The sequence below is a fragment of the [Micrococcus luteus] ATCC 49442 genome, assembly GCF_010367585.1.
Lineage (GTDB): Bacteria > Actinomycetota > Actinomycetes > Actinomycetales > Micrococcaceae > Arthrobacter > Arthrobacter luteus_A.
The window spans coordinates 1037700-1059454 of the sequence record NZ_JAAAXP010000001.1 but is presented as its reverse complement, the minus strand read 5'-3'; the positions used below and the strand labels follow the sequence as shown (position 1 = coordinate 1059454).

At 64.0% G+C, this 21755-nt stretch carries 29 protein-coding genes; 14 read left to right on the top strand and 15 right to left on the bottom strand.

Going from position 1 to position 21755, the window contains the following annotated elements; genetic code table 11:
* The first annotated feature begins 1145 nt into the window (after nucleotides 1-1145).
* Both GUV69_RS04945 and GUV69_RS04940 read left to right on the top strand, forming a co-directional pair.
* Nucleotides 1146-1391: a hypothetical protein gene (locus GUV69_RS04945; protein WP_164200278.1), complete on the top strand. Its 246-nt coding sequence runs from the start codon at nucleotides 1146-1148 to the stop codon at nucleotides 1389-1391.
* A 477-nt stretch (nucleotides 1392-1868) separates the two neighbouring features.
* Nucleotides 1869-2126, top strand: a complete 258-nt coding sequence (locus tag GUV69_RS04940; RefSeq protein WP_164200276.1) for a hypothetical protein — start codon at nucleotides 1869-1871, stop codon at nucleotides 2124-2126.
* Between the two features lie 115 nt (nucleotides 2127-2241).
* Here the strand turns inward: GUV69_RS04940 and GUV69_RS04935 are convergent, their stop codons facing one another.
* Together GUV69_RS04935 and GUV69_RS04930 are read right to left on the bottom strand one after the other, a co-directional pair.
* Entirely contained in the window at nucleotides 2242-2706 is a 465-nt protein-coding gene (locus tag GUV69_RS04935) for an anthrone oxygenase family protein (protein WP_244292618.1), read from the bottom strand.
* Entirely contained in the window at nucleotides 2703-3395 is a 693-nt protein-coding gene (locus GUV69_RS04930; protein ID WP_208786582.1) for a Rossmann-fold NAD(P)-binding domain-containing protein, read from the bottom strand. The genes GUV69_RS04935 and GUV69_RS04930 overlap by 4 nt, the downstream gene beginning before the upstream one ends.
* 248 nt (nucleotides 3396-3643) lie before the next feature.
* Here GUV69_RS04930 and GUV69_RS04925 point away from each other — a divergent pair, with 248 nt between their 5' ends.
* Complete coding sequence (locus tag GUV69_RS04925) at nucleotides 3644-4627, top strand: AraC family transcriptional regulator (RefSeq protein WP_164200272.1); 984 nt, start codon at nucleotides 3644-3646, stop codon at nucleotides 4625-4627.
* A gap of 385 nt (nucleotides 4628-5012) precedes the next feature.
* Here the strand turns inward: GUV69_RS04925 and GUV69_RS04920 are convergent, their stop codons facing one another.
* The gene (locus GUV69_RS04920; RefSeq protein ID WP_348272262.1) at nucleotides 5013-5552 is read right to left on the bottom strand and encodes a universal stress protein; all 540 of its coding nucleotides are present in this window, start codon (nucleotides 5550-5552) and stop codon (nucleotides 5013-5015) included.
* 237 nt (nucleotides 5553-5789) lie between these two features.
* Between GUV69_RS04920 and GUV69_RS04915 the strand changes: the two genes are divergently transcribed.
* Together GUV69_RS04915 and GUV69_RS04910 are read left to right on the top strand one after the other, a co-directional pair.
* Nucleotides 5790-6920 carry a glutamate--cysteine ligase gene (locus GUV69_RS04915; protein WP_164200269.1) on the top strand — a complete coding sequence of 377 codons (1131 nt, stop codon included), beginning with the start codon at nucleotides 5790-5792 and terminating at the stop codon, nucleotides 6918-6920.
* Between the two features lie 408 nt (nucleotides 6921-7328).
* Nucleotides 7329-7538 carry a hypothetical protein gene (locus GUV69_RS04910; protein ID WP_164200267.1) on the top strand — a complete coding sequence of 70 codons (210 nt, stop codon included), beginning with the start codon at nucleotides 7329-7331 and terminating at the stop codon, nucleotides 7536-7538.
* Between the two features lie 89 nt (nucleotides 7539-7627).
* On the opposite strand, the gene GUV69_RS04905 is transcribed toward GUV69_RS04910, so the two are convergent.
* Complete coding sequence (locus tag GUV69_RS04905) at nucleotides 7628-7924, bottom strand: DUF4193 domain-containing protein (RefSeq protein ID WP_164200265.1); 297 nt, start codon at nucleotides 7922-7924, stop codon at nucleotides 7628-7630.
* Nucleotides 7925-8963: 1039 nt separating this feature from the next.
* Between GUV69_RS04905 and GUV69_RS04900 the strand changes: the two genes are divergently transcribed.
* Nucleotides 8964-9458, top strand: coding sequence for a DUF2243 domain-containing protein (locus GUV69_RS04900; RefSeq protein ID WP_244292616.1), 495 nt, complete (start codon nucleotides 8964-8966; stop codon nucleotides 9456-9458).
* 32 nt (nucleotides 9459-9490) lie between these two features.
* Entirely contained in the window at nucleotides 9491-9841 is a 351-nt protein-coding gene (locus GUV69_RS04895) for a hypothetical protein (RefSeq protein ID WP_164200263.1), read from the top strand.
* Nucleotides 9842-9958: 117 nt separating this feature from the next.
* Here GUV69_RS04895 and GUV69_RS04890 read toward each other — a convergent pair whose 3' ends face one another.
* Together GUV69_RS04890 and GUV69_RS04885 are read right to left on the bottom strand one after the other, a co-directional pair.
* On the bottom strand, nucleotides 9959-10165 hold the full coding sequence (locus GUV69_RS04890) for a hypothetical protein (protein WP_164200261.1): 207 nt from the start codon (nucleotides 10163-10165) through the stop codon (nucleotides 9959-9961).
* 47 nt (nucleotides 10166-10212) lie between these two features.
* Nucleotides 10213-10548, bottom strand: coding sequence for a hypothetical protein (locus GUV69_RS04885; protein WP_208786581.1), 336 nt, complete (start codon nucleotides 10546-10548; stop codon nucleotides 10213-10215).
* Between the two features lie 317 nt (nucleotides 10549-10865).
* On the opposite strand from GUV69_RS04885, the gene GUV69_RS04880 reads away from it, so the two are divergent.
* The 3 genes from GUV69_RS04880 to GUV69_RS04870 all read left to right on the top strand — a co-directional run bounded on the left by GUV69_RS04880 (nucleotide 10866) and on the right by GUV69_RS04870 (nucleotide 12604).
* Nucleotides 10866-11300, top strand: a complete 435-nt coding sequence (locus GUV69_RS04880) for a hypothetical protein (RefSeq protein WP_164200259.1) — start codon at nucleotides 10866-10868, stop codon at nucleotides 11298-11300.
* Between the two features lie 90 nt (nucleotides 11301-11390).
* On the top strand, nucleotides 11391-11804 hold the full coding sequence (locus GUV69_RS04875; RefSeq protein ID WP_164200257.1) for a CBS domain-containing protein: 414 nt from the start codon (nucleotides 11391-11393) through the stop codon (nucleotides 11802-11804).
* A 239-nt stretch (nucleotides 11805-12043) separates the two neighbouring features.
* Nucleotides 12044-12604 (top strand): cysteine hydrolase family protein, encoded by a 561-nt coding sequence (locus tag GUV69_RS04870; protein ID WP_164200255.1) that lies wholly within the window; start codon nucleotides 12044-12046, stop codon nucleotides 12602-12604.
* A gap of 355 nt (nucleotides 12605-12959) precedes the next feature.
* Here the strand turns inward: GUV69_RS04870 and GUV69_RS04865 are convergent, their stop codons facing one another.
* Both GUV69_RS04865 and GUV69_RS04860 read right to left on the bottom strand, forming a co-directional pair.
* On the bottom strand, nucleotides 12960-13391 hold the full coding sequence (locus GUV69_RS04865) for an SRPBCC family protein (RefSeq protein ID WP_164200253.1): 432 nt from the start codon (nucleotides 13389-13391) through the stop codon (nucleotides 12960-12962).
* Nucleotides 13392-13620: 229 nt separating this feature from the next.
* Entirely contained in the window at nucleotides 13621-13794 is a 174-nt protein-coding gene (locus tag GUV69_RS04860) for a hypothetical protein (RefSeq protein WP_164200252.1), read from the bottom strand.
* A 282-nt stretch (nucleotides 13795-14076) separates the two neighbouring features.
* Between GUV69_RS04860 and GUV69_RS22925 the strand changes: the two genes are divergently transcribed.
* The 4 genes from GUV69_RS22925 (at nucleotide 14077) to GUV69_RS04840 (ending at nucleotide 17002) form a co-directional block, all read left to right on the top strand.
* Entirely contained in the window at nucleotides 14077-14301 is a 225-nt protein-coding gene (locus GUV69_RS22925) for a hypothetical protein (protein ID WP_208786580.1), read from the top strand.
* A gap of 310 nt (nucleotides 14302-14611) precedes the next feature.
* Nucleotides 14612-14869, top strand: coding sequence for an SRPBCC family protein (locus tag GUV69_RS23130; RefSeq protein ID WP_244292615.1), 258 nt, complete (start codon nucleotides 14612-14614; stop codon nucleotides 14867-14869).
* A gap of 317 nt (nucleotides 14870-15186) precedes the next feature.
* Nucleotides 15187-15690: a hypothetical protein gene (locus GUV69_RS04845; protein ID WP_244292614.1), complete on the top strand. Its 504-nt coding sequence runs from the start codon at nucleotides 15187-15189 to the stop codon at nucleotides 15688-15690.
* A 781-nt stretch (nucleotides 15691-16471) separates the two neighbouring features.
* Nucleotides 16472-17002: a DUF6766 family protein gene (locus GUV69_RS04840; protein ID WP_348272243.1), complete on the top strand. Its 531-nt coding sequence runs from the start codon at nucleotides 16472-16474 to the stop codon at nucleotides 17000-17002.
* 239 nt (nucleotides 17003-17241) lie between these two features.
* Here the strand turns inward: GUV69_RS04840 and GUV69_RS04835 are convergent, their stop codons facing one another.
* From GUV69_RS04835 to GUV69_RS23120, 7 genes are all read right to left on the bottom strand, one after another.
* A complete protein-coding gene (locus GUV69_RS04835) occupies nucleotides 17242-17472 on the bottom strand; it encodes a CDGSH iron-sulfur domain-containing protein (protein ID WP_164200250.1) in 231 nt (76 codons plus the stop codon).
* A 67-nt stretch (nucleotides 17473-17539) separates the two neighbouring features.
* Nucleotides 17540-18595, bottom strand: coding sequence for an iron-containing redox enzyme family protein (locus GUV69_RS04830; RefSeq protein WP_164200248.1), 1056 nt, complete (start codon nucleotides 18593-18595; stop codon nucleotides 17540-17542).
* Nucleotides 18596-18663: 68 nt separating this feature from the next.
* On the bottom strand, nucleotides 18664-19122 hold the full coding sequence (locus GUV69_RS04825; protein WP_164200246.1) for a DUF4383 domain-containing protein: 459 nt from the start codon (nucleotides 19120-19122) through the stop codon (nucleotides 18664-18666).
* Nucleotides 19059-19772: a MarR family winged helix-turn-helix transcriptional regulator gene (locus GUV69_RS23575; RefSeq protein ID WP_164200244.1), complete on the bottom strand. Its 714-nt coding sequence runs from the start codon at nucleotides 19770-19772 to the stop codon at nucleotides 19059-19061. The genes GUV69_RS04825 and GUV69_RS23575 overlap by 64 nt, the downstream gene beginning before the upstream one ends.
* Nucleotides 19769-20443, bottom strand: a complete 675-nt coding sequence (locus GUV69_RS04815; protein ID WP_164200242.1) for a DUF3618 domain-containing protein — start codon at nucleotides 20441-20443, stop codon at nucleotides 19769-19771. The genes GUV69_RS23575 and GUV69_RS04815 overlap by 4 nt, the downstream gene beginning before the upstream one ends.
* On the bottom strand, nucleotides 20440-20871 hold the full coding sequence (locus tag GUV69_RS04810) for a phage holin family protein (protein ID WP_164200240.1): 432 nt from the start codon (nucleotides 20869-20871) through the stop codon (nucleotides 20440-20442). The genes GUV69_RS04815 and GUV69_RS04810 overlap by 4 nt, the downstream gene beginning before the upstream one ends.
* On the bottom strand, nucleotides 20868-21677 hold the full coding sequence (locus GUV69_RS23120) for a hypothetical protein (protein ID WP_244292612.1): 810 nt from the start codon (nucleotides 21675-21677) through the stop codon (nucleotides 20868-20870). Before GUV69_RS23120 ends, GUV69_RS04810 begins: the two co-directional genes overlap by 4 nt.
* Nucleotides 21678-21755: the final 78 nt, after the last annotated feature.

Genomic DNA, 21755 nt, shown 5'->3' with positions numbered 1-21755 from the left:
GGACGAGAGCGGAGCCCGAATGACCGGAGTTTGGCTCTCCCCGGATTAGGAAGAAGGCACGCTCAGTCGACGGCCCGTTCAGAGCCGGCGGTCGAGCAGCTCGGCACGGGTCCGGACCGCCTCGGCGAACGAACCAAGAGACTGCTCCGACGCCGGTCGCGCCCCCGGTACGAACCGAAACAGAGGCCCGCTGAGGACCTCTTTTACATGGAGCCCGGTCAGCGTGTCTTCAGGGGTAAGAACAAAAGTGCGGACGCGGGTGAGAAGCCCCGGCGGAAGACCGGTTTCCCATCGCATGACCTCTCCCGGGAGCTGCTGTACACGCAGCCGGACTCTGCGTTCACCGCTGCCTGCATCCTAACCCTCATAGTGGCGCCATTACGGATGTCTCCCGCGATCTCAGTACTCCCCGAATTCCAGGCGGTCAGATTCGCAGCGTCCGTTAGGACGGTCCACACCGTCGAGCTGCAGGCATTGATGAGCGTCTCCGCCTCCGAGAACTTCATCCGATCACAGTAGCGCCCGGTCCCTTCACTGGGTCCGGCTCCCGGAACGATTCATTCACAGGTGTCCTGACAGCCTGCCGCCGGTGCCGGCGGGCAAAGGGACTTATCCGGCCACCGGAACGACGTGAGGATGTTCAGCCGCCGGTCTGCGTTCGCCAGAGAGATCAGGACTGGCGGGCGAATACTGCTGCTTTGATCGGACACCAAGAAGTCATGCCCCGGAAATGCCCGGGCAACCGGACCACCCCAACACTGAGAGGACCGGAGTAAGTTGGTGAAGGGACCGGACCATGACCAGATTTCCGTCCGTCGTGCACAGTTGCTCGGAGCTTCGCCCCGGTGACCGCCTTGAAGCCCGGTACGGGGACACGCTCCTCTACCGCGGTCGGATCCTCACCGTCATCCCCGACCTTGAACTCGTGTGGATTTTGGACGCCCGGACCGGCACCCGCCAACTCCTTGACCTGGTCCGGACGAGGGGGTGTTGCGTTGCCCCGTGCGGGCCCTACCGGACCTCCCGGGGCCGGAACGACTTCCAACGGGAACCTAGCGGTCACAATCGAAGTCGGGCCCCGGACACGTGGCGTCCATCTCGATGCCGCATACGGCGGGCATCAGATACCTCAGGGGGGACCCGGCATGACTGCAACGAAAAAGATCGCCATTACCTCCTGCCTGGAACTAAACCTCGGCGATGAAGTCGAGGCGACGTACCAGGCTGTTCTGGTCCATCGCGGACGCGTCCCAGAGGTGGCCCCAGATCACGGACTGTTCTGGATCACCGATAATCTGACCGGAGGCCGCCGACTCCTGGACATGGCCGAACTCGACATCAACCGCTTCCAGGCCACTCCCAGTGCTCAGGCCACGACCGCGGCCGCCTGAGCCCCCCACCCACCATCTGCAAGGTTGCGGCCGCACCTCCTGGAAATTACGAGCCAGAACCCTGCCACCCTGAACGCCCGCACACGGAATGCTCAACTTCGTGCGTACTGGGTCGCGCGACCCAGGATCCACAGTCCGGCCGCCTGCCAGTGTGAGCCCGCACCGGGCTCACACTGGCTATTTCCTGGCCGCCGATCTTACGGTCCTCTACTGGCGGGGCATCCGCGAGAGTTCGCCGACACCAAAGATTCACGTGCCACATCCTTGCGCCCGATGCACCTGATCATCCACACGGACTACAGATCCGCAGGACATACTTCCGCCGATCCGACAGCCGGCCCCTTGCCGGCTACAGCCCCATCAAAGAATGCCGGGCAACCCTCTCTCACATGACAGCCTTACCCTCCCGGGCGTGCCCGGCAGGAGGCGGCGTCCGCCACATACCCCGGCATTGAACCCACAGAGAAAGAACCCACCATGATCAAACGCCACTCTGACCTCGTCCTGGAAATCACCGCCCACGACCCCCGCACCATTGAAAACGACCTCAGCACCGCCGTGGACATCGCCCGCCGGCACGCCATCATGGAAGGCCGCCACGGGATACTGGTCACCCAGCACTACTACACGAACTACACCGTCAGCCGCGACGTCCCCTTCGGCCAAACACACGAATGCCGGGCAAAGCCACGGAACGCCGGGAAAAGAGCATACAAGGAACGGCTCGAGCGGTGAACGGCTGTGCGGACTCCATCAGTGCCAGATGCTCAGGGGTGACCGGACCGGTATGGAAGCGATGGTTCACCGCTTGCGCTCTGACCGGCCTCATCCGGAATGCTCAATATCGGGCCTAAGGTGTTGTGTGAACTGGGATCAGGAGTCCGACCGCGCCTGCGATCGAGAGTCCGAAGCGGATCAGGTTGGCCCGGGTCCAGGATTGCTCGAATCGGCTCCACTGCAGGTCCGGCTGGGAACCGCCATGCGTGGCCAGACGCTTGTTCAGTGGCACATTCACCAGCATGGTGGAGGCCCACCCTGCCAGGTATGCGGCTGCGCCGGCGGCCCTCATTGGGGAGTGGGTCAGCGGATTGGTGGCGGCGGCGACCGCGACGGCCGCGCAGGCGGCTGCCGTGCCGAAGAACAGGATCATGAACGGAGGCCGTACAGCCGTCTCGTTGATGGCGGCCATGGTTGCGATGGCGTCCTTCGCTGGGCGGCGGCGTAGGGCGGGCATGACCACCGCGGAGAAAGCGAGATAGAAGCCCCCTGCCACCGCGGACCCGGTACCGGCTATTACCGGCAACCAGCCGCTCACCGGAGGCCCGCTCTCACGGGCGCTGCCCATAGCCCTGAAGCGGCGGTACGGGCGGCGTAGACGCCGAAGTCGGTCGGGGTTCGGTCCAAGACCCGGGCCAGATCGCGGGTTGAGGAGGCGTTCCGCCCGTCGAGTATCTCCGTGAAGAGTCCCGCCAGCGGCAGGGCATCTTCGGCAGGAATGCCGTCAGTGGCCAGATCGGCCGCGAATTCCTCCGCTGTGCAGGGAACGAATTCGATCCGCCGTCCAATGGCGGCCGACAGTTCGGCTGCGACATTTTGAAGGATGAGCAGCCGCGGACCGGTCAGTTCCAGCAGCCGCCCGACGTGGCGGTCACTGGTGAGGGCGTCGGCGGCGACGTCGGCGAGGTCATCCAGGTCCAGGTAGGGTTCGGCTACGGTTCCGTCCGCCGGCAGTAATAGCCTGCCCCGTCGCACCGGGCCGAGCAGGAAGTGTTCGCTGAAGTTTTGGGCGAACCAGGAGCAGCGCAGCACTGTCCACTCCAGCCCGCAGGTCTGCACCGATTCCTCGGCGGCCCGTGCCCCGTCCTCGCCGCGGCCGGACAGCAGCACCAGCCGCTGAACGCCGGCGTCCCGGGCAGCTTCGGCGAAATCGGCAATCAGCCCCGATGCCCCCGGGAACGCCAGGTCCGGGCTGTAACAGAGATAAGCGGCCCGGATCCCTTCCAAGGCCGGTCGCCAGGTGGTGGAGTCGTGCCAGTCAAAGGGGGCGGGGCGCGTCGGGAGCCGGTCCGCACCGCCACGCCGCGGTCCCTGAGGCGTCGGACGAGCCGGACGCCGGTACGGCCCGTTCCACCGGTGACAAGGACAGGGGCAGGTGCTTTGAGGAAGGTCATAAACCCAGACTGCCCCAAAGAGGCTGGACCTTGAATGCCCGGAAATCCATTTCAGATACGCCAGGGTCTAGGATTGGAAGCATGGACCCTTTCTCGCAGTTCCTGACCGGGCCCCGGGCGCAGTCAGCATTTTCCCTGCGGGTGGTCATGGATCCGCCGTTCGCCATCGATGTCCAGGATGAGGCCGCCCTGACCGTGATCGTGCCGGTCCGCGGACACGCCTGGATCATCGCCGAGGGGGGCCCTCCACGGTCTCTGCGTCCAGGAGAGTCCGCGACCGTCCGTGGCCCCGCCCCTTATGTGGTGGCGGATTCGCCGGGCCGGCCGCCCACCGTGGTGATCGGCCCGGGACAGTCCTGCCACACCCCGGCCGGAGACCACCTGGAGCTCACCATGTCCCAGGGCGTGCGGACCTGGGGCAACAGCCCGCACGGGGAAACAGTCCTGCTGATAGCTACATACCAAACGGCGGCCGCGGCCGGCCAGCTGGCCACATCTGCCCTACCCCAGGTTGCTGTCTTCGACGAACACGAGACCGACCCCGGCCTGCTAAACCTGCTCGAGCACGAGCTGACCCACACGGATTTGGGGCACGAGAGCGCCTTGGACCGCGTCCTTGACCTCCTGCTGCTGCACCTGGTGCGCGTCAGCGTAAACCGGGCCGGGGATGAACTCCCCAGCTGGGCCGCGGGAACCCGCGATCCCATAGTGGCCAGGGCTTTGGCCCTCCTCCACGAGCAATCGGCCACGCCGTGGACCGTCGCTGAACTGGCCCGCCGCGCGCACGTCTCCCGGGCCACCATGGCCGCCCGCTTTCACACCGCCGTCGGACAACCACCCATGGCCTACCTCACCACCTGGCGCCTGGCACTGGCCGCAGACAGACTCGTTACCAGCTCCGCCACCACCGCCGTCATCGCCCACGAGGTCGGCTACAGCAACGCCTTTACCTTCAGCACAGCATTCTCCAGGGCCTACGGCGTCTCCCCGACGGGCTACCGGCGCTCCGCAAACCCGGACGCTACCAGGGACACCGCCGTGAGCTCACCAAGTCCAACCGCCTGACCTCCCCGATCCACCTCACCACAGCATCGCCAAGAAGGATCAGCACAACCAGGGGCCTACCGGCTTGGGTCAGGTACGTGCCGACTAGAGTCGACCAGACTGTAAGCCACTCCAGCGTGGACGAACCTTCATCCGGACAGCGCCTGAGGCGACAGCGACAACTCAAGTAAGCCGTTTCGGGCTGCCAAGTGGGTGGTGTTTTGAACGGCGGCCGGGGCTAGAAAGCAATCCACTTTTCATACGCACGTCCCCGGACAACCAGCAGGTCCGGGCCCCCGAAGACCTTTGTTCAGGTGTGATGACGATTAGAAATCGACACCAGGTCACGGCTCCGGCCTTCCCTGGTAAGGAGCACGGCGACTGTGGCGACCAGGAAAGCGGTGACCTACTCACTGTCAGGCATCCGGGGCGGTTTGGCGGGGAGTGGGATGACCAGAACTGGCCGGTGCTGGAGGTGTGTGAGGTCGAGGGCGACGGAGCCGACGAGCAGCTGCTCCAATCGGATTCCGAGACCGAGTTCGCGGGTACCTACGACGATGAAGGAGGCGTCGGCGGATTCGGCAAATTGGCCCAGTGTCCTGGCCGGATCGCCGGAGAGCGTCCGGAATGACCATCGGATTCCGGTGCCGTTCAAGGTGTTCCCGAGGTGTTCCTGGATGCCGGCACTGGTGGCTTCAGCGTCGTCGACCGGCCCGTCGTCCAGCTCCTCAGCGAGGTAACTCGTGATGTCCACGTACACGCAGATCAGCTTGACGTTCAGCGTGTACGCAAGGTCCGCGGCCCGGTGCACGACCGCCTGCGGCTGCCCGGGCACGACACCCGCCAGAACCGGTCGAGTGACCCGCCGCGGGACAAACGCTGCGGGCTTTGCTTCCGGTGGTGTTTCCCTGGCGGGTTCATTCGTGGCTTCTCTGGCACGCCGCAATCGTAGATCGGCCGGGGCGACGCGCCTCTTAGGCGCAGCCGGCATGACACAAAATGGGCTGGCGGTACCGGCATGGGCCCCAGGCAGCTCACCGGAGTCCCATTTCCAGGACAGTGGAACGTGTATGGCTGGTGTCTCTTCTTGGGGAGGCGTATGGAGTCCTCAAACGGATCGAGGGTTCTGGCCGTTATCGTCTTATTCGTTGGTGAATGCCGAGGGATCGGGGAGACTGGCCTCATGCGTAGCTTCGGGGTGGAAGAGGAGTTTCTGCTTGTTGACGCCCGGACGGGCGCGCACGCAGCGATCGGTGAAAGCCTTATAGCTGGCAGCGCACCTGAGGAATCGACACACGTCACGGGAGGGCTCGGCAGCCGTTCACAGGTAGCGCCGGGCAATACGCTGACCACGGAGGTCCAGCGCGAGCAGGTCGAGGCGGTTTCCGCCCCTTTTGCCGGGCTGGCTGATCTCGCGGCTGCGCTTCGCGACGGAAGGGCCGAAGCTGACCGGCAGGCCCGTATGTTCGGGGCAAAGATTGCAGCCCTAGGAACTTCCCCTCTTGCCACATCGCCTCATCTGGTCCGGTCTCCGCGCTACCGGGCCATGGAGGAGCGTTTTGGGCTGCCACTGCGGGAACAGCTGATGTGTGGTTACCACGTCCACGTGTCAGTTGACTCGGAGGAGGAAGGAGTCGCGGTTCTGGACCGGATCAGGATCTGGCTTCCGATCCTGATCGCACTGTCCGCGAACTCACCATTTTGGCAGGGCCAGGACACCGGTTATGCGAGTTTCCGGTATCAGGTCTGGAGGCGGTGGCCAACGGCCGGCCCGACAGAAATCTTCGGTTCAGCACAGGCCTATCACGAGCTCGTGGAGATGCTGCTTTCCTGCAACGTACTCCTGGACGGTGCCATGATCTACTTCGACGCCCGCCTATCTGCAACTTATCCGACAGTGGAGATCCGCGTCCCAGATGTCTGTACCGATTCCACCCATGCTGTTGCCGTGGCCGCCATTGCGCGTGCTTTGGTTGAGACGGCGGCCAGGGACTGGGCGGCAGGGAAACAGCCCCCGGCAGTTCCTGCGGAAATGCTTCGCCTGGCCTCGTGGCGCGCCAGCAGGTTCGGAATCGAAGATGATCTGATCCATCCCGAACTGAACCGGCCGCACCCGGCAGAAACATGTGTGAAAGCCCTCCTGGATCACATCCGGCCGGTCCTGACGGAAAGTGGAGACAGGACCCTGGTGGAGGAAACCGTCCGGCAGATCATGGCTGAAGGGACCGGGGCGCGCCGGCAGAGAACAGTGATGAACAGCGCCGGAAACTTCCGCAGAGTCCTGCTGGATGCTGCGGCCCATACCACCGCCTGAGCAACTTCCACACGCAGACCCCGTTCAAGGCGAAGCCGACGCCGCGTTGATGGCCCGGTGACGGTTGACAGTTCCGAAGGGGAAGGGGGTCAACCGGGCCGACCGTGCGACTCCGCTGGGGGAAGTGCCAGAACCGTCGACGAGCTGGGGGATGACCCACTGCTGGCTGATGGACGTCACCAGGGGCTCTGCCGCCGTCGGCCTGCCCAACTTCTACGGCGGAACTAGGGATTGGGACGGTTGCCTGGAGCTGTCGGATGCCCGATTGTTCAGGAGTTGATCAGCCCGCGGCCAAACGAGATGTGCACAGGATCCGGTCAGACGACTCCTGCAGCGAGGAACACTGAGAAGGTAACTATTCGGCGCAGGTGCTTCTCCCGGGCCCGGCGCTCGTGAGACGATCCGCATATGAGCCATAATGCGAACGGGTATGGTGCCGCGGGTGTTCCCGGTACCGGCGTGAATGATCACGCGTGGGAGCGGGAGCACCGCCATCCCACGAGGGGTCAGTTGCGTGCAATTGGTTACCGCCGCCGGGATGCGGAAACGAAGCTGGAGCAGCACCAGCTCGAAGCCCGGCAGCGGGCCGGCGGAGAGCTCCTGGACCCGGCCGACTAAGTCCACTCGTCCCCCCACCCGGGAGTTCGGCGTGCATCCGCCCGGTGGCCGGGACTAGGGGCGCGGAATGAGCCGGGGCCGAGCGAGCCCTAACTTTCGCATTCGAGGCAGTACTTGTTGCCGTCCTGTTCTCTGGCCAGTTGGCTGCGGTGGTGGACCAGAAAACAGGACATGCAGGTGAATTCGTCTGCCTGGATCGGGACGACCTGGACCAGGAGTTCCTCGTGGGACAGGTCGGCTCCGGGTAGCGTAAAGTCGTCGGCGAGTTCTGCTTCGTCGACGTCAATGACCGGCTGTGCCGGGCTCTTCTCCGTCTTCAGCCCTTCCAGGGGCGCCGTGAGTTCATCCTCTGGAGCGTGCCTTGGTTCGTCGTAGTCAATTGCCATCGTGATCGTTCTCCTTTGGTCTGTCTGTGTAGGCACGGTGGATCACTGTCAACCCGGCGGCACCGGAATGTATTCCCCACATTTTGGGTGCGGGGCGGGATCCGGCGCCGACGCTTTCAGCGGGTGTTTGACCGGTTCTGTTCCGCCAGTTCAGGTCCTCGTTTATGGTGTCTATGAGGCGTTAGGGTCCGAGTCGGCCAACCGACCCCCGGGGACCCGAAGGGGTCATTCCGGCTCTTTCCGCTGAAGAGCTCGCAGGCCTGTTGGACGCCCTGTACCGGAATCTTGATACCAGAACTCCGCACCTCAGCGCGGAGTTCTGGTACGACCTGTGCGTCGAAGAAAGCGCCCGCAGGACTGCCGCCCAGTAGGATCCGCTCAACCCTGCGGTGAACACCGAGTGCTCGGAACCCGGCGTGGCAATTAGCGGAGATGACGCCGGACGACCGGCCTGCTCCCGGGCGCGGGCCTGTTCAGGGCCCTGACAACCCCAGATGTCTCAGCGGCTACGGCGCTAAGGATCTCGATGACCTCCGTCAGCGGGAGGACCCGCTGACGGTACCCAGGCCACCGCGGAGGCGGAACTCAAGGAAACAACTCAAAGAGCCCAAGAACCAGGACGGACGACCCGCGGTCCTGCAAGTCGATAACCGGGCACCTCGGAGGCCCTGCTGACGGCCGCCGATGCCCGCGTCGGGCAAGGCAGGCACAGGCAGCCTCGCCCCGGCCGGGAAGCTACAGCCTCAACGTCCTCACGGAGGGGAGAAAATGACAAAATGGAACTTCCCCGGCAAAGAACCAGGCATCGTCGAGGATGGTCCAAGACCGGTTGATCATGCCCAACGGCTGGCCACCCCAGCGCCGGACCCCCTGTCTGCAGAGCCGAGGGCTACCCGGATGGCGCGGAACCAGACTCCGCTGCGCGACGGTCTGCGACAGTCGAGCCGCTCCACGCGAACAGGAGGTCAAAGGCTGCTTAGAACCTTCGACGCCGGGTACGGGACATGGTGAAGGTGCGTGAGGGGAAGGGTCGGAGAAATTGTCACGCGAGACTGGCATGCGGTCGGAAGGTTCACCGGCCGTCGCCCCCTCTTTGGTGTTCGGGATGGGGGCGGGCGGCTTTGTGGACGGCATCGTCCTGCATCAGCTGCTGCAGTGGCACCACCTGCTGAGCCACACCTCCAGCGGCAACACGAAAACTGTGGCAGGTCTTGAGCTGAACACCCTGGCCGATGGAGTGTTCCACGCCGCCATGTGGGTGCTGGTGTTGATCGCTGCCGCTCTCACCATCCGTGCCCGTCGACAGGGCAGGTTATCTCCGCGCTGGAACTTCCATCTGGGTTTGGTCCTCGCGGGTTGGGGTTCCTTCAACGTTGTGGAGGCCCTCATAAACCACCAGTTGCTGGGAATCCACCATGTCCGGGACGACCTGGGCGGCCCGCTGGCGTGGGACCTGGGCTTCCTCGGCATCAGCCTGGCCCTCATCGCAGCCGGATGCCTGCTCTACCGGCGAAGTAAACCGATCACCACGTAACGCACGACGTCGCGGTTCACGAAAGGAAAACCATGATCCAGAAATTCTTACGCGGCTGCCTAGGGCTGCTCCTGGCCGGAAGTGCTCAACTGACCGCTACACCTGCCCTGGTCGGCACGTGGGCCATAGGAACCAGACCCCTGGTTGCCCACGAGAATGTTTTCGCCCCGCTTCAGGACGGGCTTTCCCTGAGCGCATCCTCCTCGCCAACCACAACACCCAGCAGCCCCGTGGACGCGGGCACGGGCGAGACCGGGGAAGCGAAAGAAACACGGGTCGAATACGCCCCTTACGTGATCGGCGGCATCGTCGCCGTGGCTCTGGTCGCTGCGGTGCTCTTTTGGCGCAAGCGCCGTATCTCGCACCCGGCGAAGCCCGACTGAGGCGCGGCTGGCTCCTGCAAGGAGTGCACGTCGACCCCCAGGGGTGTGGGGACCCCTGAGCGCAGCATCAGGCTGAACCCTCGCTTCGGGCGGACCCCGCCCCGCGAGCGGCTGGGGTTACCCGCTCAGGAAGTCCTCTTCTTCTCCGGAAACGGACTCCTCCCGCGGCGCGGCGGACTCTCTTACGGCGATATCGGGGTATCCCTTCGGCTCCTCGGGATCGGGATGCGGCGCAAGGGACGTAGCTTGGGGAAGCTGATCACGCGTGTCCGTGTCATCCCCGGCTGGGCCCGGTTCTTCGCCTGGGAGGTTCTCTGCTGTCATCGTGAAACCTTTCTCGGATCACCAACAGGATCAACTGTGCTCATGGGTTAAGGCTTGCCTAGCCAGTGGCGGATCCAAGACAGTTCGACGGCGGCGTCGAGGAGGTAGATTTTGTTGATCCGGCCCTTGGCCACGTAGACCAGATCGATGGCCGCCAAGGTGGCCGCTGTTCCGATACCCAGTAGCTTGGCGGGAACAAGGTTCTGAGAGTTGTCCCGGCTCAGGATCTGGGCCATGCCAATGGCAATCAACAGGCCCGAGACCGTTCGAACCAGCCACTCATCTGTCTTCGGCCCGGTTGCGGCCTCAAAACTGCGCATGTGAAGCAGCGGCCAGAGCCCGCTGACAACGTTGAAGCTGCCTTGCAGCCTGGATACTGTCACCCACATCACCAGCATCCCCGCCCTTCGGACGATCAAGACAAAGGGATCACCGCCGACCGGGCCCATCCCGGCGAAGCGATCGCCTTATCATCCTGAGGCGATCGTACTCCGGGACAGGGCACGGCGAAACTGGCCCTGGTTGGGCCACTGGTGCAATGGTCCTAGCCGAAGCGACCTGGCTGGGTACGGGCCGTGGCTTTCGGCTGTTCCCTGTATATGCCCGGTGCTTGCCAGTGCAGCAGGCACGGGTTTAGCCTGAAGCCGGGAGAGTGGCTTTCGCAGACGGGCCGGGGTCTCCCGTTCAAAGGAAACCGTCAATGTCGACCATCTCCGACCCAGACCTCTTCGGAGGGCACCGTCACCCGCATCCCGACTACTTGCATTGCACTCGTTGCGGAACTGGCGAGCACATCCTGATCCATTCCCTTGATCCCCTGCCATCACCTGCACAGGGGCTGGTCGTCGTCTCCTACAGCTGCGAGGGATGCGGGGGGCTTCATACCCAGGACGCTTCCGTTTCGCAGGTCGCGGCCATCCTGAACCGGCCCGGACCTTCCACAGCAGCAGATGTCCTGCAGTTCGGCGGGCAGTACATCCACTGCGGCGAGCCGATGCATGCCGCAGGCTCCGAACTGCGCAGCGTCTATTCGCCCGTGACAACAGATACTCCAGCAGCAAGTTTTCTGGGCGTGTACCTCAGCACCCGTGTCCTGCGCTGCGACTGTGGCTTCCAGATGGAACTACCCCGATAGGAATCCGGAACGATGGGATCGCCACCGTTCCGGTGTAGGAGCCCGGGACGGCCCATGTCGTGCCGGGCCCCCCCGACAAAGGAGAAGGCAATGACCACTGCACGCGAGATCATGACCGGCGGGGCCGAATGCGTCGGCGAAAAAGAGACCCTGGACGCCGCGGCACGCAAGATGAAGGACCTGGACGTCGGTTCCCTTCCCATCTGCGGTGAAGACAACCGGCTCAAAGGCATGCTGACCGACCGGGACATTGTCATCAAGTGCCTCGCCGAAGGCGGAGACCCCCGCACAGCCACAGCGGGCGAATTCGGTCAGGGCAAGCCGGTAACGATCGGCGCCGACGACTCCATCGAAGAAGCGATCAAAACCATGCAGCAGCACCAGGTCCGCAGGCTGCCCGTTATCGACGGACACGACCTCATCGGCATGCTCAGCCAGGCCGACATCGCCCGCAACTACCCCGAAGACAGGGTAGGGGAACTCGTCGAATTCATCTCCTACTGACCGCCCCCGCCATCCATATGTCTCTGATGCCCGCCGTTGCTGCGCATGGCGCACTGCACGCACTGGCCGCGCCTGGCAGCCCCGAGAGGCCTTGCTGCCGCGCGCGGATCGTGGGGACTGCTTCGAGGCGGCAAAAATTTGATCAACGTCCGGATCCGGACCCGGGGGCCCGGATCTGCCAGTGAAGGATGGTTGCAGGACCCCGGGCGGACCGCGGCGACCTTTACGAGAGGACGAAAATGATCGCAGTGCTGGTGATTGACATGCAGAAAGCCTTCTTCGAAGACCCGTCCCTGGAACGCCGGCAGGAGGACACGGTCCAGGCCTGCAACACGCTGATAGCCGCAGCGAAGCAGAACAACGTGAACGTGCTCCTGATTAAGACGGAACATGAGGAGGATAAATCCACGTGGACGCTGAACATGCTCGAGGATGACCAGGGTTTCATTTTCCGCGGCACGGCACAGGCAGAATTCGTGCCGGGCCTCACGACCGAAGGATTGCCGCAGCTCCTGAAGACCAGGGACAGTGCCTTTCTCGGAACGGACCTGCTGCTGCGCTTGCGGAACTGGAACGTCGACACGATCGTGCTCGCCGGCGTCTCGACCCACAACTGCATCGCGCAGACAGCCGCAGACGCCTTCGGGCACAACATCCGGGTCATCCACGCCGCCGACGCCACCGCCTCCGAGGACGGGGAAGCCGCTGCCGCCGTCCAGGGCATCCTCTCCCGTGAGTACCGCCAGCCGGTTCTCCCGCTGAGGGAGATCACCGGGATCCTGCGCGGTTCCAGCCGCTAAGACCCCGCAGCCCGGAGTTCAGGTGTGTCCAGGCCCGACCGGACCTGGGCCGGCAACATCTGGGTCGCCGCAACTGTCGGTGTTGCCCGGCGCCCCCAGGGCGCAGAGCACCCGAACACGGGCCGTTCCGAGCCTGGCTGGATTTTACCGCTGGCTGCCCTGCGGGTGCTTTCCTCCACACACATATCGCTTAGGGGCCATCTCACTGGAGAACCTGGGGTCACTTCGTGTATGCGGTTTTTCGCCTCAAGATGGTCAAGGATTCGCGGAGAGGGGTCACGCCTTGGGGCGGCATGACGGTGGGCCGCCGACCGAAGAACGGCCTGACCGCCAGGGCGGGAGGTTCCCTGGCTCGTCATTCGAAATAGCGGCGGACACCTTCCAAAGCTCCCATCCAGCCTTTCTCGTTGTCTTCCAGTGTTCTCAGGTCCTCATCGACTTCGCCCGACTGCGCGGTGAAGCCGCTCTCCCTGACTTTGAGCAGCACCGTGCCGGCGCTCTGTTCAGTGACCCAGAACTGAATCAGCGTCGGTGTGAGCGAGGATTCTCCGGGGACTTCCCACCGGAACGCGACGTAGGACGGTGGAATTAGTTCCAGGGTTCGGATGACTCGCAGGCCAACCCTGTCATCGTGGACAAGAGTGAGCCGTTCATCGATCTTCTGCACGGCAGGGGCTGCCGGGTGGCTGCTGAGGAACCAGCCGGGGACGCTGACCAGCGCCCACACCTGCCCGGCAGTGGCCCGCACCGTGATGCGCTGTTCAATCACACCCTCGCACATGGTCATGCGGTTCGCTCCCTGTCGGAAAAGTCCGTTTCGTGGACAGACTGCCGTTTATGTCGTCGGCCAGTAGCCCGGCGGATGGGGGACCCGCCGCCGGGCGCGGTGTCAAAGATACCCTTGGGGGCGACGCGCGATGCCCCTGGGCATTCTGGCCGCTGTGTCGTGCCTGCCCGTATCATCCCTGCTCTTTCCAGACCAGGCCGGGGGCATCTGTGCGGCGTTCGTTGTCGGCTCACTTATCCTCGCGCCGTGCCAGCGCGTGTACGGGGAGAGTCAGTAACCTGACTATCCCGGCTAGAGCCAGGAGGATGGTGAAGGCAGCGAATTGGCCGAGGAACATCAGAGCAGCCACCGCCAGGGTTCCGGCGTAGGTGAGGGCAAAGGTAAGCGTTGCAGCATCAGGCATCGGCGGCCATCTCCGGAAGAGTCGAGGGGAAGCGAGGCGGGAGGTGCCGGTACAGGGTCGTGCGTTTGCCCGGTCCTGACAAGTATCTCCCGGATGACCTGATGTCCGTCCCTTCCAGAGAATCGAGAGTTTCGCCTGCGCTGGCTGATTGTGGGGGGCTTGGTACAACCGGCGGCAGCCAGACGAATATGCACTAAAGGGTAGGAACGGAGTCGATACACCCTGTTTCCGCGCCGCTGCCCGCCGTAGGCTATGGGCATCCACCAGACCCAGGAGGCATTCATGCGCATGGCAACACCGAAGACCGAAACGGAGCAGGTCCACCATCTTTCTGAGAACCTCATGAACCATCTGGCGAAGGGCAGGGAATGGGCCACCCCAGGGGTCCAGGCTGGACTGCAGAGAGCGGTGGCCGGGCTGGAGGCAGGTATTGAAACTGCATCTCCGCGCCTCCAGGCGTCTTGTATCGGCTCGCTGATGAGCTGGCGGGCGGGGTCGAAACACTGACTCCGCGGGTCCAGGAACGTTTGAAGCGGGTTACACCGCAAGCAGCTGCTAACGTAACGGATCCCGTTCTGGTTAAGGCTGGACAGCCGGCGTCCCGGAAGTGGTGGTGGATTGGCGGACTGCTGACCATGGTCGCGGCAGGGGTAAGCGTGTGGCGCTCCGTGCGGAGGCCCGCTGAAGAGCCCGTTTCCCCGGCGCCTGTGCAGGACCCAGGCGACGCGGATTTCGAGGGTGATCCGGACCTTACCGCCGGCCGTATGTAGTCGCCAGCATCCAACTTCGTTGCCTATCGCAGCTGAAAGGGATTCGCATGCCCGGCACCTATGACGTCGCTGTGGTCAGAGAGTTCAACGCACCGCTGAGGCGGGTCTGTGCTGCCTGGACGGAGTCTGGTGGCCTGCGCCAGTGGTGGGGACCAGCAGGTTACACATGCCCGCGCGCAGAAGCAGACGTTCGAGCCGGCGGCCGAATCCGTGTGACGATGCGCGCACCTGCTGGGTGGGGAGGATTCGAGCAGCACAGCACATGGAATTTCACCGAGGTCCAACCCTTGCGCCGTATCCGCTAGGTGTTCAACTTCGCTGACGCCGATGGCAACCGCATCACCCCGACAGAGGCGGGCATACCCGCCGACGGCGTTCCCGCCGACGGTGACCACGAGGTCGTGCTGACGGCACGATGCTACACATGACCGAGCGCGGGTACTGTACCCAGGAGGCACGGGACTTGTCGCAGAGTGGCCTTGAACAGTGCCTCGACAAGATGGCCACGCTTGTGGAGGACCTTGTGCCCTGAGTGCAGTCGTCCTAATTCAATTGCCGGGCGCTCAATGCTAAAGCCTCCACCACCGGGACCAAGGCACTGGAGAGCGGCTACACCCTGGACATGGCTCTCGTCATGACCGAGTTCGAAGGGGACCAGGACGCGATGGAGGAACTCGAGTCAGTCATCCGGGACGAACCGCGCTACTTTGACCACATTGCCCAGTGGCTCCGGGACGACCGGGATTCCAAGGCCCGGCTCGCGGCCCTGATCGAGGAACTGACCGCCCAGGGCAAGGCCATTGAAGAAGACGCCGGACACTACGCCGACGAGAAAAACCTGTACGTGAACGTGGCCAACCGCGCCGACGGCGAACCGGCGACCGATGAGGACGCCACCGCCTACCTCATCAGCACCAACTACCAGGGCCAACACCACGCCAAACCGGTGATCTGCGACTGGAAGAAACTGGGCTTCAGCCCGAAGTACGAACGCTACGACGGCCGGCACCCAAGCACAGAAAGGCCCCATGACCGAGGAGTAGAAAGCCGAACGGAAAATCCGCCATTGACACCCGAGTGCTTACCTCACCCTGCCGATAAGGCCTGTGGAGGGAGCGTACGGTAACTCTCACCCAATTTTGACATTTGTTGAACGTGTTCCCGGCAGAGCGGTGCACTTCGGCCGCGCCCGGCTTAGGGTAGCTAGGAAGTGGTCGGTACTTGCCGCCGTTGCGAGCCCCCGTAACCGAGAAGGAACACGATGATGCACACCTTTGCTGATGCGCCCGATCTGGCCCCTCGGCGATGAACCACGCACAGCTTTCCCGGATCATCCACGACCCCCGAGGGCCCGAAGAAGTCACTCCCGGTCTTTCCGAGGGAGAACTCGCCGCCCTGTTGGACGGCCTCTATCGAAATCTTGATACTCCGACACCGGATCTTGGAGCCGAATTCTGGTACGAGCTATGCGTTGAAGAAAGCACCCGCCGGGGATCCAGCACGGTTCCGTGAGGCCGAGCGAGGCTGCTGTGGCGGGCTCTTCACTCGAACAGGAAGTCCCCGCATCGGCGACGGACGTACATGGCAGCGAAGGCAACAAATAGCCGGTTTGCCCAGCGGCCCTCTGCCGGTAAGGGGAAACAGGACAAGACGAGGAAGTCTCCGGCGGTTCGGTGAGGTGACCGTGGGGGTTGGTTAGATGGGGGAGCCGGCGGCAGTCTTGTCCCGGTGCGGGATGGGTGGTCCCGCCATACCTCAGAGAGGGAAGCCGTTGCGCGAATGATGGGTCAGGGACCACGGACTTCTGATGGCGAATGTGGTGCTTTTCCTCGTCTTTTTCGGCGGGATGATTCTTTCCGGCGCTGCCTCCTATTAGTGAGGACCAGCTCGCTCATGGACAGGAAGCGGTGACGGTCCTCCAGTATCTCGGAACAGGCGCTTTCGCTGAGGCCACGTTTGAGAATTGGGAATCGGAGTTCCTGCAAATGGGGATGTACGTGGTGCTGACGGCCTACCTGTTCCAGAAGGGTTCCTCAGAGTCCAAACCCGTCGGCAAGGCCGCGCCGCAGGACGAGGATCCTCGGACAGCGAAGAAAGGCCCAAGCACGCCGTGGCCGGTCCGCCGGGGCGGCTGGGTGCCGAAGGTGTACGAGCACTCGCTCTCGGGCCTGTTCCTCCTCCTGTTTCTGGGGTCCATAATCGGCCACGCCCTGGGTGGGGCCGCCGACTACAGCGAGGAGCAGCTGGCCCATGGCCAGGAGCCGGTCACGGTGCTGGAGTACATCGGAACGTCGCAGTTCTGGTTCGAGTCCTTCCAGAACTGGCAGAGCGAGTTCCTCGCAGCGGCGGTGATCGTGGGCGCGTCCGTGTACCTGCGGGAGGTCCGCTCCGCCGAATCCAAGCCCGTCGCCGTACCCCACTACGAAACCGGCAGCTGACGCCTCAGTGCCCCGTCCCTGCCATTTTTTGCCATCATGGCCTTGGGGCGCTCAGGATCCGGGAAAGGGTTAAGCCTCTCTTGGTGTGGCTGTGCGCAAGAAATCGGTCTTCTCCTGTCGCACGAGACGAAGCGCTGATTGGTCGTCCAACTGCCTGCCTTGAGGCTTTGCCGGGTCTAAGGGCAGGCAGCGACCCGGCTGCCTGGCTGCGCGAGGCTGTTGGCGTTGTGGAACCAGCTCTAGGGTTCTTGCCCTGCCACGGTAGGCGGTTCGGTCCGGAATTTGATCATCTTGTGCGTGCCGTCGCAGTAGGGCTTGATCGCGGAAGCGCCGCACCGGCACAGTGCCACGGTTCTGCGTTCCCTGGGCACGGGTTCCCCGGAGGGCGTGACGATCTCGAAGTCTCCCCGGACCAGCAGCGGCCCGTCCGGGCAGACAACAATGGACCCTTCGGCACGTTCCTGGCTCATAGGTCCTCGTTTTTGTTCGTCGACAGGTCCAACTGGGTAGGTCGGCGGCCGGGTTGCGTAGTTGTTATCATGCGGCTGCCGGGAGGCTGCTGCGCAGCGATGACCGCTCATTTTCCCACGCGTCCAGGATCCGCTGTGTAAGCCTTGTGTCCAGGGCGATCGCCGCCGTCGCGCCGAACAGAATGTCGGGAAGCATCCCTGGTTCAGCTTCTACCAGGCCTCCGGCGAGATCCCGACCGGCAATCTGTTCGTGGACGGCGTCCGCCTCGACGTGCTCGTCGAAGTAGGCGGTCGCCGCTGTATCGAAGTGGTGGCGGCGGAATCCGTTGCCATAGAGCTGGTTGGGTCGGGATGAGGTCATCTCGTAGATTGCAAGATGCCCGGCGATGGCACCGCGGAGCCGGCGGTTCAAGCCGAAGAGGGACATCATGTTTACCGAAGCCAGGGCGATTGCTGGGACAGCATCCACGTAGCTGCCGTACTGGTCATCCAGACCCATGGCGCGCATAGTCGAGGCGAACAGGGCGCTGTGCATCCGGTCCGCGCGCCCCCCGCCGTATTCGTCGGCCTGGATTTCGACCAGGGCAGCCTTGGCCCTGCCCGTCAAACGGGGAATGGCCCACGTGTGGGGGTCCGCTTCCTTGAGCTGATAGATGGATTTCTGGATCAGGAACTCCCGGAGCTGGCCGGGGGTGGCCTCCTTGGCGATGTAGCGCGAGAGGCTGGGCCCGGTATCGGCGGCTGCCAGGGCGAAGAGGACGGCGGCCACACCATCACTGACCGGCCCCGCGGCTGGTACCGGAGGAACCTCGGGAACTGCCGCTGTGGCGGCGGCCCGCAGTTCCTGTTCGAACGGCTGCTCCAGAAGCTGGCGGACGGCGATCAAGCCTGGGTTCCATTCCCAGCTGTCCTCCACGCCGTCGAGGCCGCCGTAGTGCAGTTCGTAGAGGCAGAAGAGTGCCAGCTGGAGGTCATCGTCCTCGATGATATCTTCGGTCTTGGTCAGCTGCGCCGGGACAAGCGCCTGGAGGGCGTTAAGGGCTTCCCCGCTTTCCGCCGGCTGACCGGTCAGGATCTCGGTCACGGCGGCACTGATCGGTCCCCGCTGTCCTGGGATGTGCATTGTTTTTCCTCGGAATCTCAGCTGCATGCGAACGCAGGCTGGTGGGAATTGCTGATCGGGTGACGGGCTCAGCGGCGGGTGGCGGCGCCGCGTGAGGTGCCGCGTGAGAGTGCGATGGCCAGGGCGATCATGCCCAGTCCAAGGACGAGGTGGAGCCAGTTGTCAGCATTGTTGACCGGGACGAAGTTGGCGGGAGTGTCGTGGCCGACGAGGAGGCCGTAGAGCCAGAGGACGAGGTACACGACGCCGCCGTAGAGCAGGTAGTTCCTGGCCTGGTCGTTGGTGCGGGCCATGAGGATGCCCGCGACGCCGAAGAGCAGGTGGACGATGTTGTGGAGTATGGAGACCTGGAAGATGCCCAGGAGGAGCGCTTCGGAGCCGTGCCCGGCGAATGAGAGTGCGTCGTAGTTGGTGGTGATGCCCGGGATGAAGCCGAGGACTCCTACCAGCAGGAAGACGGCACCTACTGCCTGGGCTGCTTTCTGAAGGTTGGTTTTGGCTCCGGTTGTCCGGTTCGTGGTGGCCATGGCTTTGCTCCTGGTTCGTTGTGTCGTGCCTGTGGTGGATTGTGCGGGTAGCGGGCAGCAGAGGCTGCCGCTGACCGCTGATCCGGGGGGACCTGCTGTGGTGCTGCGTCCGGCTCAGCGTCCCTGAGGGTGCGGATATGTTGTTCCAGCTGCTGCCGGAACAGTGCTTCGTCTTCCGCTTCGGCTTTCGCCCCTGCCCGGAGGAGGTCCTCAGCCGCTGCGAGGACCTCGCGCCCCCGTTGGGTGAGGCGGATGTCCGCGCTGCGGCCGTCCCTGCCCCGTTCTCTGGTCAGGAACCCCAGGCTTTGAAGACGGGGCAGCAGTTTGCCCAGGCTTTGGCTGCTCACGCAGAGAAGGGCGGCAAGATCGGTGACCGTGGTGGGCTCACGTTCCGCCGCGGTCTCCAGTGCGTCGAGAGCGCTTAGGGTCAGCCCAAGCTGGGACAACTGGCGGTTCAACCGGCGCTCGTTCAGCCGGGCGGCGATAGTGACGAGGCGGTGGGTCGCCCATTGGTCCGGGACAGGGCTGGGCAAGGAGGCTGCCTGCTGCGGGGAAGCTATGTGCCACGGGCCGCCGGTGGGTGGGTGCTGGTCCGGGTGCCGCCCCGCTGGGTTGTGGGGCGGCTCCGGAGCCTTTTCCTGGCGGCTCACGTGTTCTGGACGTTGTCCTTGGCGTCGCTGGCGCGGTCTCTGACGCCGGTTGCGGCGCCTTGGCCTTCGGCCTTGACGTGTTCGACGCCGTCGGCCGCGGTGGCCCTGACGTTAGCCATTGCTTCCTGGGCTGGTTCTTTGAGGTCCTGGACCATGTCCTTGGCCGCGTCGGTCACCTGTGTGGTCAGGGGCTCGGCGGCGGTTTTGAGCTGCTGGGCTGCCTGTCGTTCCTTCTGGCTCGCCGGGATCAGGGACGAGACGAGCATCCCGGCGCCGAAGGCGATCAGGCCGGCGGCCAGCGGGTTGCCCTGGGCTTTGGCTTTGACCTGTGCCGGTGCACCGGGAATCGCGGATCCGGCGTCACTGAGTCTGGCGGCGACGTTGTCCTTGGCCCCGTGCAGGGACTCCCCGGTGCTGTGCAGGGCATCCCCGGTGTGGCTAGTGCCGGAGGAGACTGTGTCCTGGACCGTGGACGCCACTGAATCTGCGGTTCCCATGATTTTCTCCTTTACCCCTGTCACTGCGTCCTTGACGGTGTCTTTTACCTTGTCGGTCTGGCGGTGGACGATGTTGGAGGGGGTGACTTTGTCGGCGACCGCGTCCACGTTGGTGCCCAGACGTGCGCGGGTGGCTTCTATGTCTTGGCGTATTGCATCCGGGTTATCGCTCATCGGGTTACCTCACCTGGTTTTAGGGTTGGGGGGATTTCTGAGAGTGTTTCGGTGGTTTGGGGCATGCCCTTGACCGTTTTGAGTTCCTTCTTGCCCATGGAGGCCAGGATGGCGGCGATGATGCCCCAGATGAGGGCGACGACGACCGCGGACCAGCCCAGTCCCATCAGCTCGCCCAGGGCGTACCAGAGGGCGATGGAGAGGAACAGCAGGACGAAGTGCCCGGCCACGCCGGCGCCGGCGAGCATGCCGCCGCCCTTGCCGGCCTTGGACCCTGACTCTTTGAGTTCGGCCTTGGCCAGCTCGACTTCCTGCCGCATCAGCGTGGACAGGTCGCGGGTGACCTCACCGAGCAGATCACCCAGCGATGTGTTGTCCGCCTTCACATGGGCTTCACTCGGAGCAGCCTCCGGTATTTGGCTACTCACAGGTGCCGACCGCCGTCCTGAATGTCGTCGTACGGATCATCCACGTTTTTCAGCGGGACGCCGCCTGATTCGGTGCCTGAGAATGCCGGACGTGCCGGTTCTCCGTAGACGGTTTCACCGTAGGCGGTAGGCGGCGCGACCGGCCCATCGTTGAAAGTCCCGCCGATCCCGGAGGTGGCGGTTGTTCCAAGGGCAGGGGCCGGCACCGGCCGGCGCGGGATGGCAGCGGCGCTTTCCGGGGCTCCGGCCTGGAGTCCGCGGCCGAGGCGGCCCACAAGGATGCCTGCGCCCGCTGCGAGCAGCAGGAAGGTGCCGGGACGGCTACGGGCAAAGGTTTGGACTTCGGTCAGGATCGCGCCAGTGTCCCTGTTTTCGAGCCAGGAAGCCGCGGAGGATGTACGGTCGGCGGCCTGCCGGATCAGGTCGCTGGCGATGCCCTGCTGCCCGGGTGCGTCCGCCATGGTCTGCAGCTGGCTGGAGATGGTGCGGATACCCTCGGCAGCCTTCTGCTGCTGTGTGCCGGCCTGGCTGGAAAGCCCCGATTTCGCCTGGGCCAGCAGGTCCTGGGCGCTGGACTTCGCTTCCGCAGCAACGTTGGCGACTTCTTCCTTCGCGGTTTCCGATACGCCCTGTGCTGCAGCGGCGGCGTGGCCGGCAATATTCGAAGCTTCTTCCTTGGCGGCGTCGGTCTTGGAGGCTGGGCCAACCTCAGCATCCGCAGTGGTGACAGGCGTTGTTCCGGGGACGGCATCCGTGTGCTGCCCGGAGGATCCTCCGACGGTATTCCATTGATTCTCGGTCATCATTGCTCTCTTTCCTTCTAGGGTCAGCTGCTGCTGATGAACCAGCACCGGATGCAATAGTAAGCATGATTACTATTATTT

Excerpts from the sequence above, each read along its gene's own strand:
- GUV69_RS04895 (WP_164200263.1), top strand. The coding sequence starts at position 9,491 with ATGATCCAGAAATTCTTACGCGGCTGCCTAGGGCTGCTCCTGGCCGGA.
- GUV69_RS04825 (WP_164200246.1), bottom strand. The coding sequence starts at position 19,122 with ATGGCCACCACGAACCGGACAACCGGAGCCAAAACCAACCTTCAGAAA.
- GUV69_RS04870 (WP_164200255.1), top strand. The coding sequence starts at position 12,044 with ATGATCGCAGTGCTGGTGATTGACATGCAGAAAGCCTTCTTCGAAGAC.
- GUV69_RS04845 (WP_244292614.1), top strand. The coding sequence starts at position 15,187 with ATGGCTCTCGTCATGACCGAGTTCGAAGGGGACCAGGACGCGATGGAG.
- GUV69_RS04925 (WP_164200272.1), top strand. The coding sequence starts at position 3,644 with ATGGACCCTTTCTCGCAGTTCCTGACCGGGCCCCGGGCGCAGTCAGCA.
- GUV69_RS04910 (WP_164200267.1), top strand. The coding sequence starts at position 7,329 with ATGAGCCATAATGCGAACGGGTATGGTGCCGCGGGTGTTCCCGGTACC.
- GUV69_RS22925 (WP_208786580.1), top strand. The coding sequence starts at position 14,077 with ATGCGCATGGCAACACCGAAGACCGAAACGGAGCAGGTCCACCATCTT.
- GUV69_RS04940 (WP_164200276.1), top strand. The coding sequence starts at position 1,869 with ATGATCAAACGCCACTCTGACCTCGTCCTGGAAATCACCGCCCACGAC.
- GUV69_RS04890 (WP_164200261.1), bottom strand. The coding sequence starts at position 10,165 with ATGACAGCAGAGAACCTCCCAGGCGAAGAACCGGGCCCAGCCGGGGAT.
- GUV69_RS04945 (WP_164200278.1), top strand. The coding sequence starts at position 1,146 with ATGACTGCAACGAAAAAGATCGCCATTACCTCCTGCCTGGAACTAAAC.
- GUV69_RS04815 (WP_164200242.1), bottom strand. The coding sequence starts at position 20,443 with ATGAGCGATAACCCGGATGCAATACGCCAAGACATAGAAGCCACCCGC.
- GUV69_RS04905 (WP_164200265.1), bottom strand. The coding sequence starts at position 7,924 with ATGGCAATTGACTACGACGAACCAAGGCACGCTCCAGAGGATGAACTC.
- GUV69_RS04830 (WP_164200248.1), bottom strand. The coding sequence starts at position 18,595 with ATGCACATCCCAGGACAGCGGGGACCGATCAGTGCCGCCGTGACCGAG.
- GUV69_RS04865 (WP_164200253.1), bottom strand. The coding sequence starts at position 13,391 with ATGACCATGTGCGAGGGTGTGATTGAACAGCGCATCACGGTGCGGGCC.
- GUV69_RS23120 (WP_244292612.1), bottom strand. The coding sequence starts at position 21,677 with ATGATGACCGAGAATCAATGGAATACCGTCGGAGGATCCTCCGGGCAG.
- GUV69_RS23130 (WP_244292615.1), top strand. The coding sequence starts at position 14,612 with ATGCCCGGCACCTATGACGTCGCTGTGGTCAGAGAGTTCAACGCACCG.
- GUV69_RS04880 (WP_164200259.1), top strand. The coding sequence starts at position 10,866 with ATGTCGACCATCTCCGACCCAGACCTCTTCGGAGGGCACCGTCACCCG.
- GUV69_RS04835 (WP_164200250.1), bottom strand. The coding sequence starts at position 17,472 with ATGAGCCAGGAACGTGCCGAAGGGTCCATTGTTGTCTGCCCGGACGGG.
- GUV69_RS04915 (WP_164200269.1), top strand. The coding sequence starts at position 5,790 with ATGCGTAGCTTCGGGGTGGAAGAGGAGTTTCTGCTTGTTGACGCCCGG.
- GUV69_RS04860 (WP_164200252.1), bottom strand. The coding sequence starts at position 13,794 with ATGCCTGATGCTGCAACGCTTACCTTTGCCCTCACCTACGCCGGAACC.
- GUV69_RS04875 (WP_164200257.1), top strand. The coding sequence starts at position 11,391 with ATGACCACTGCACGCGAGATCATGACCGGCGGGGCCGAATGCGTCGGC.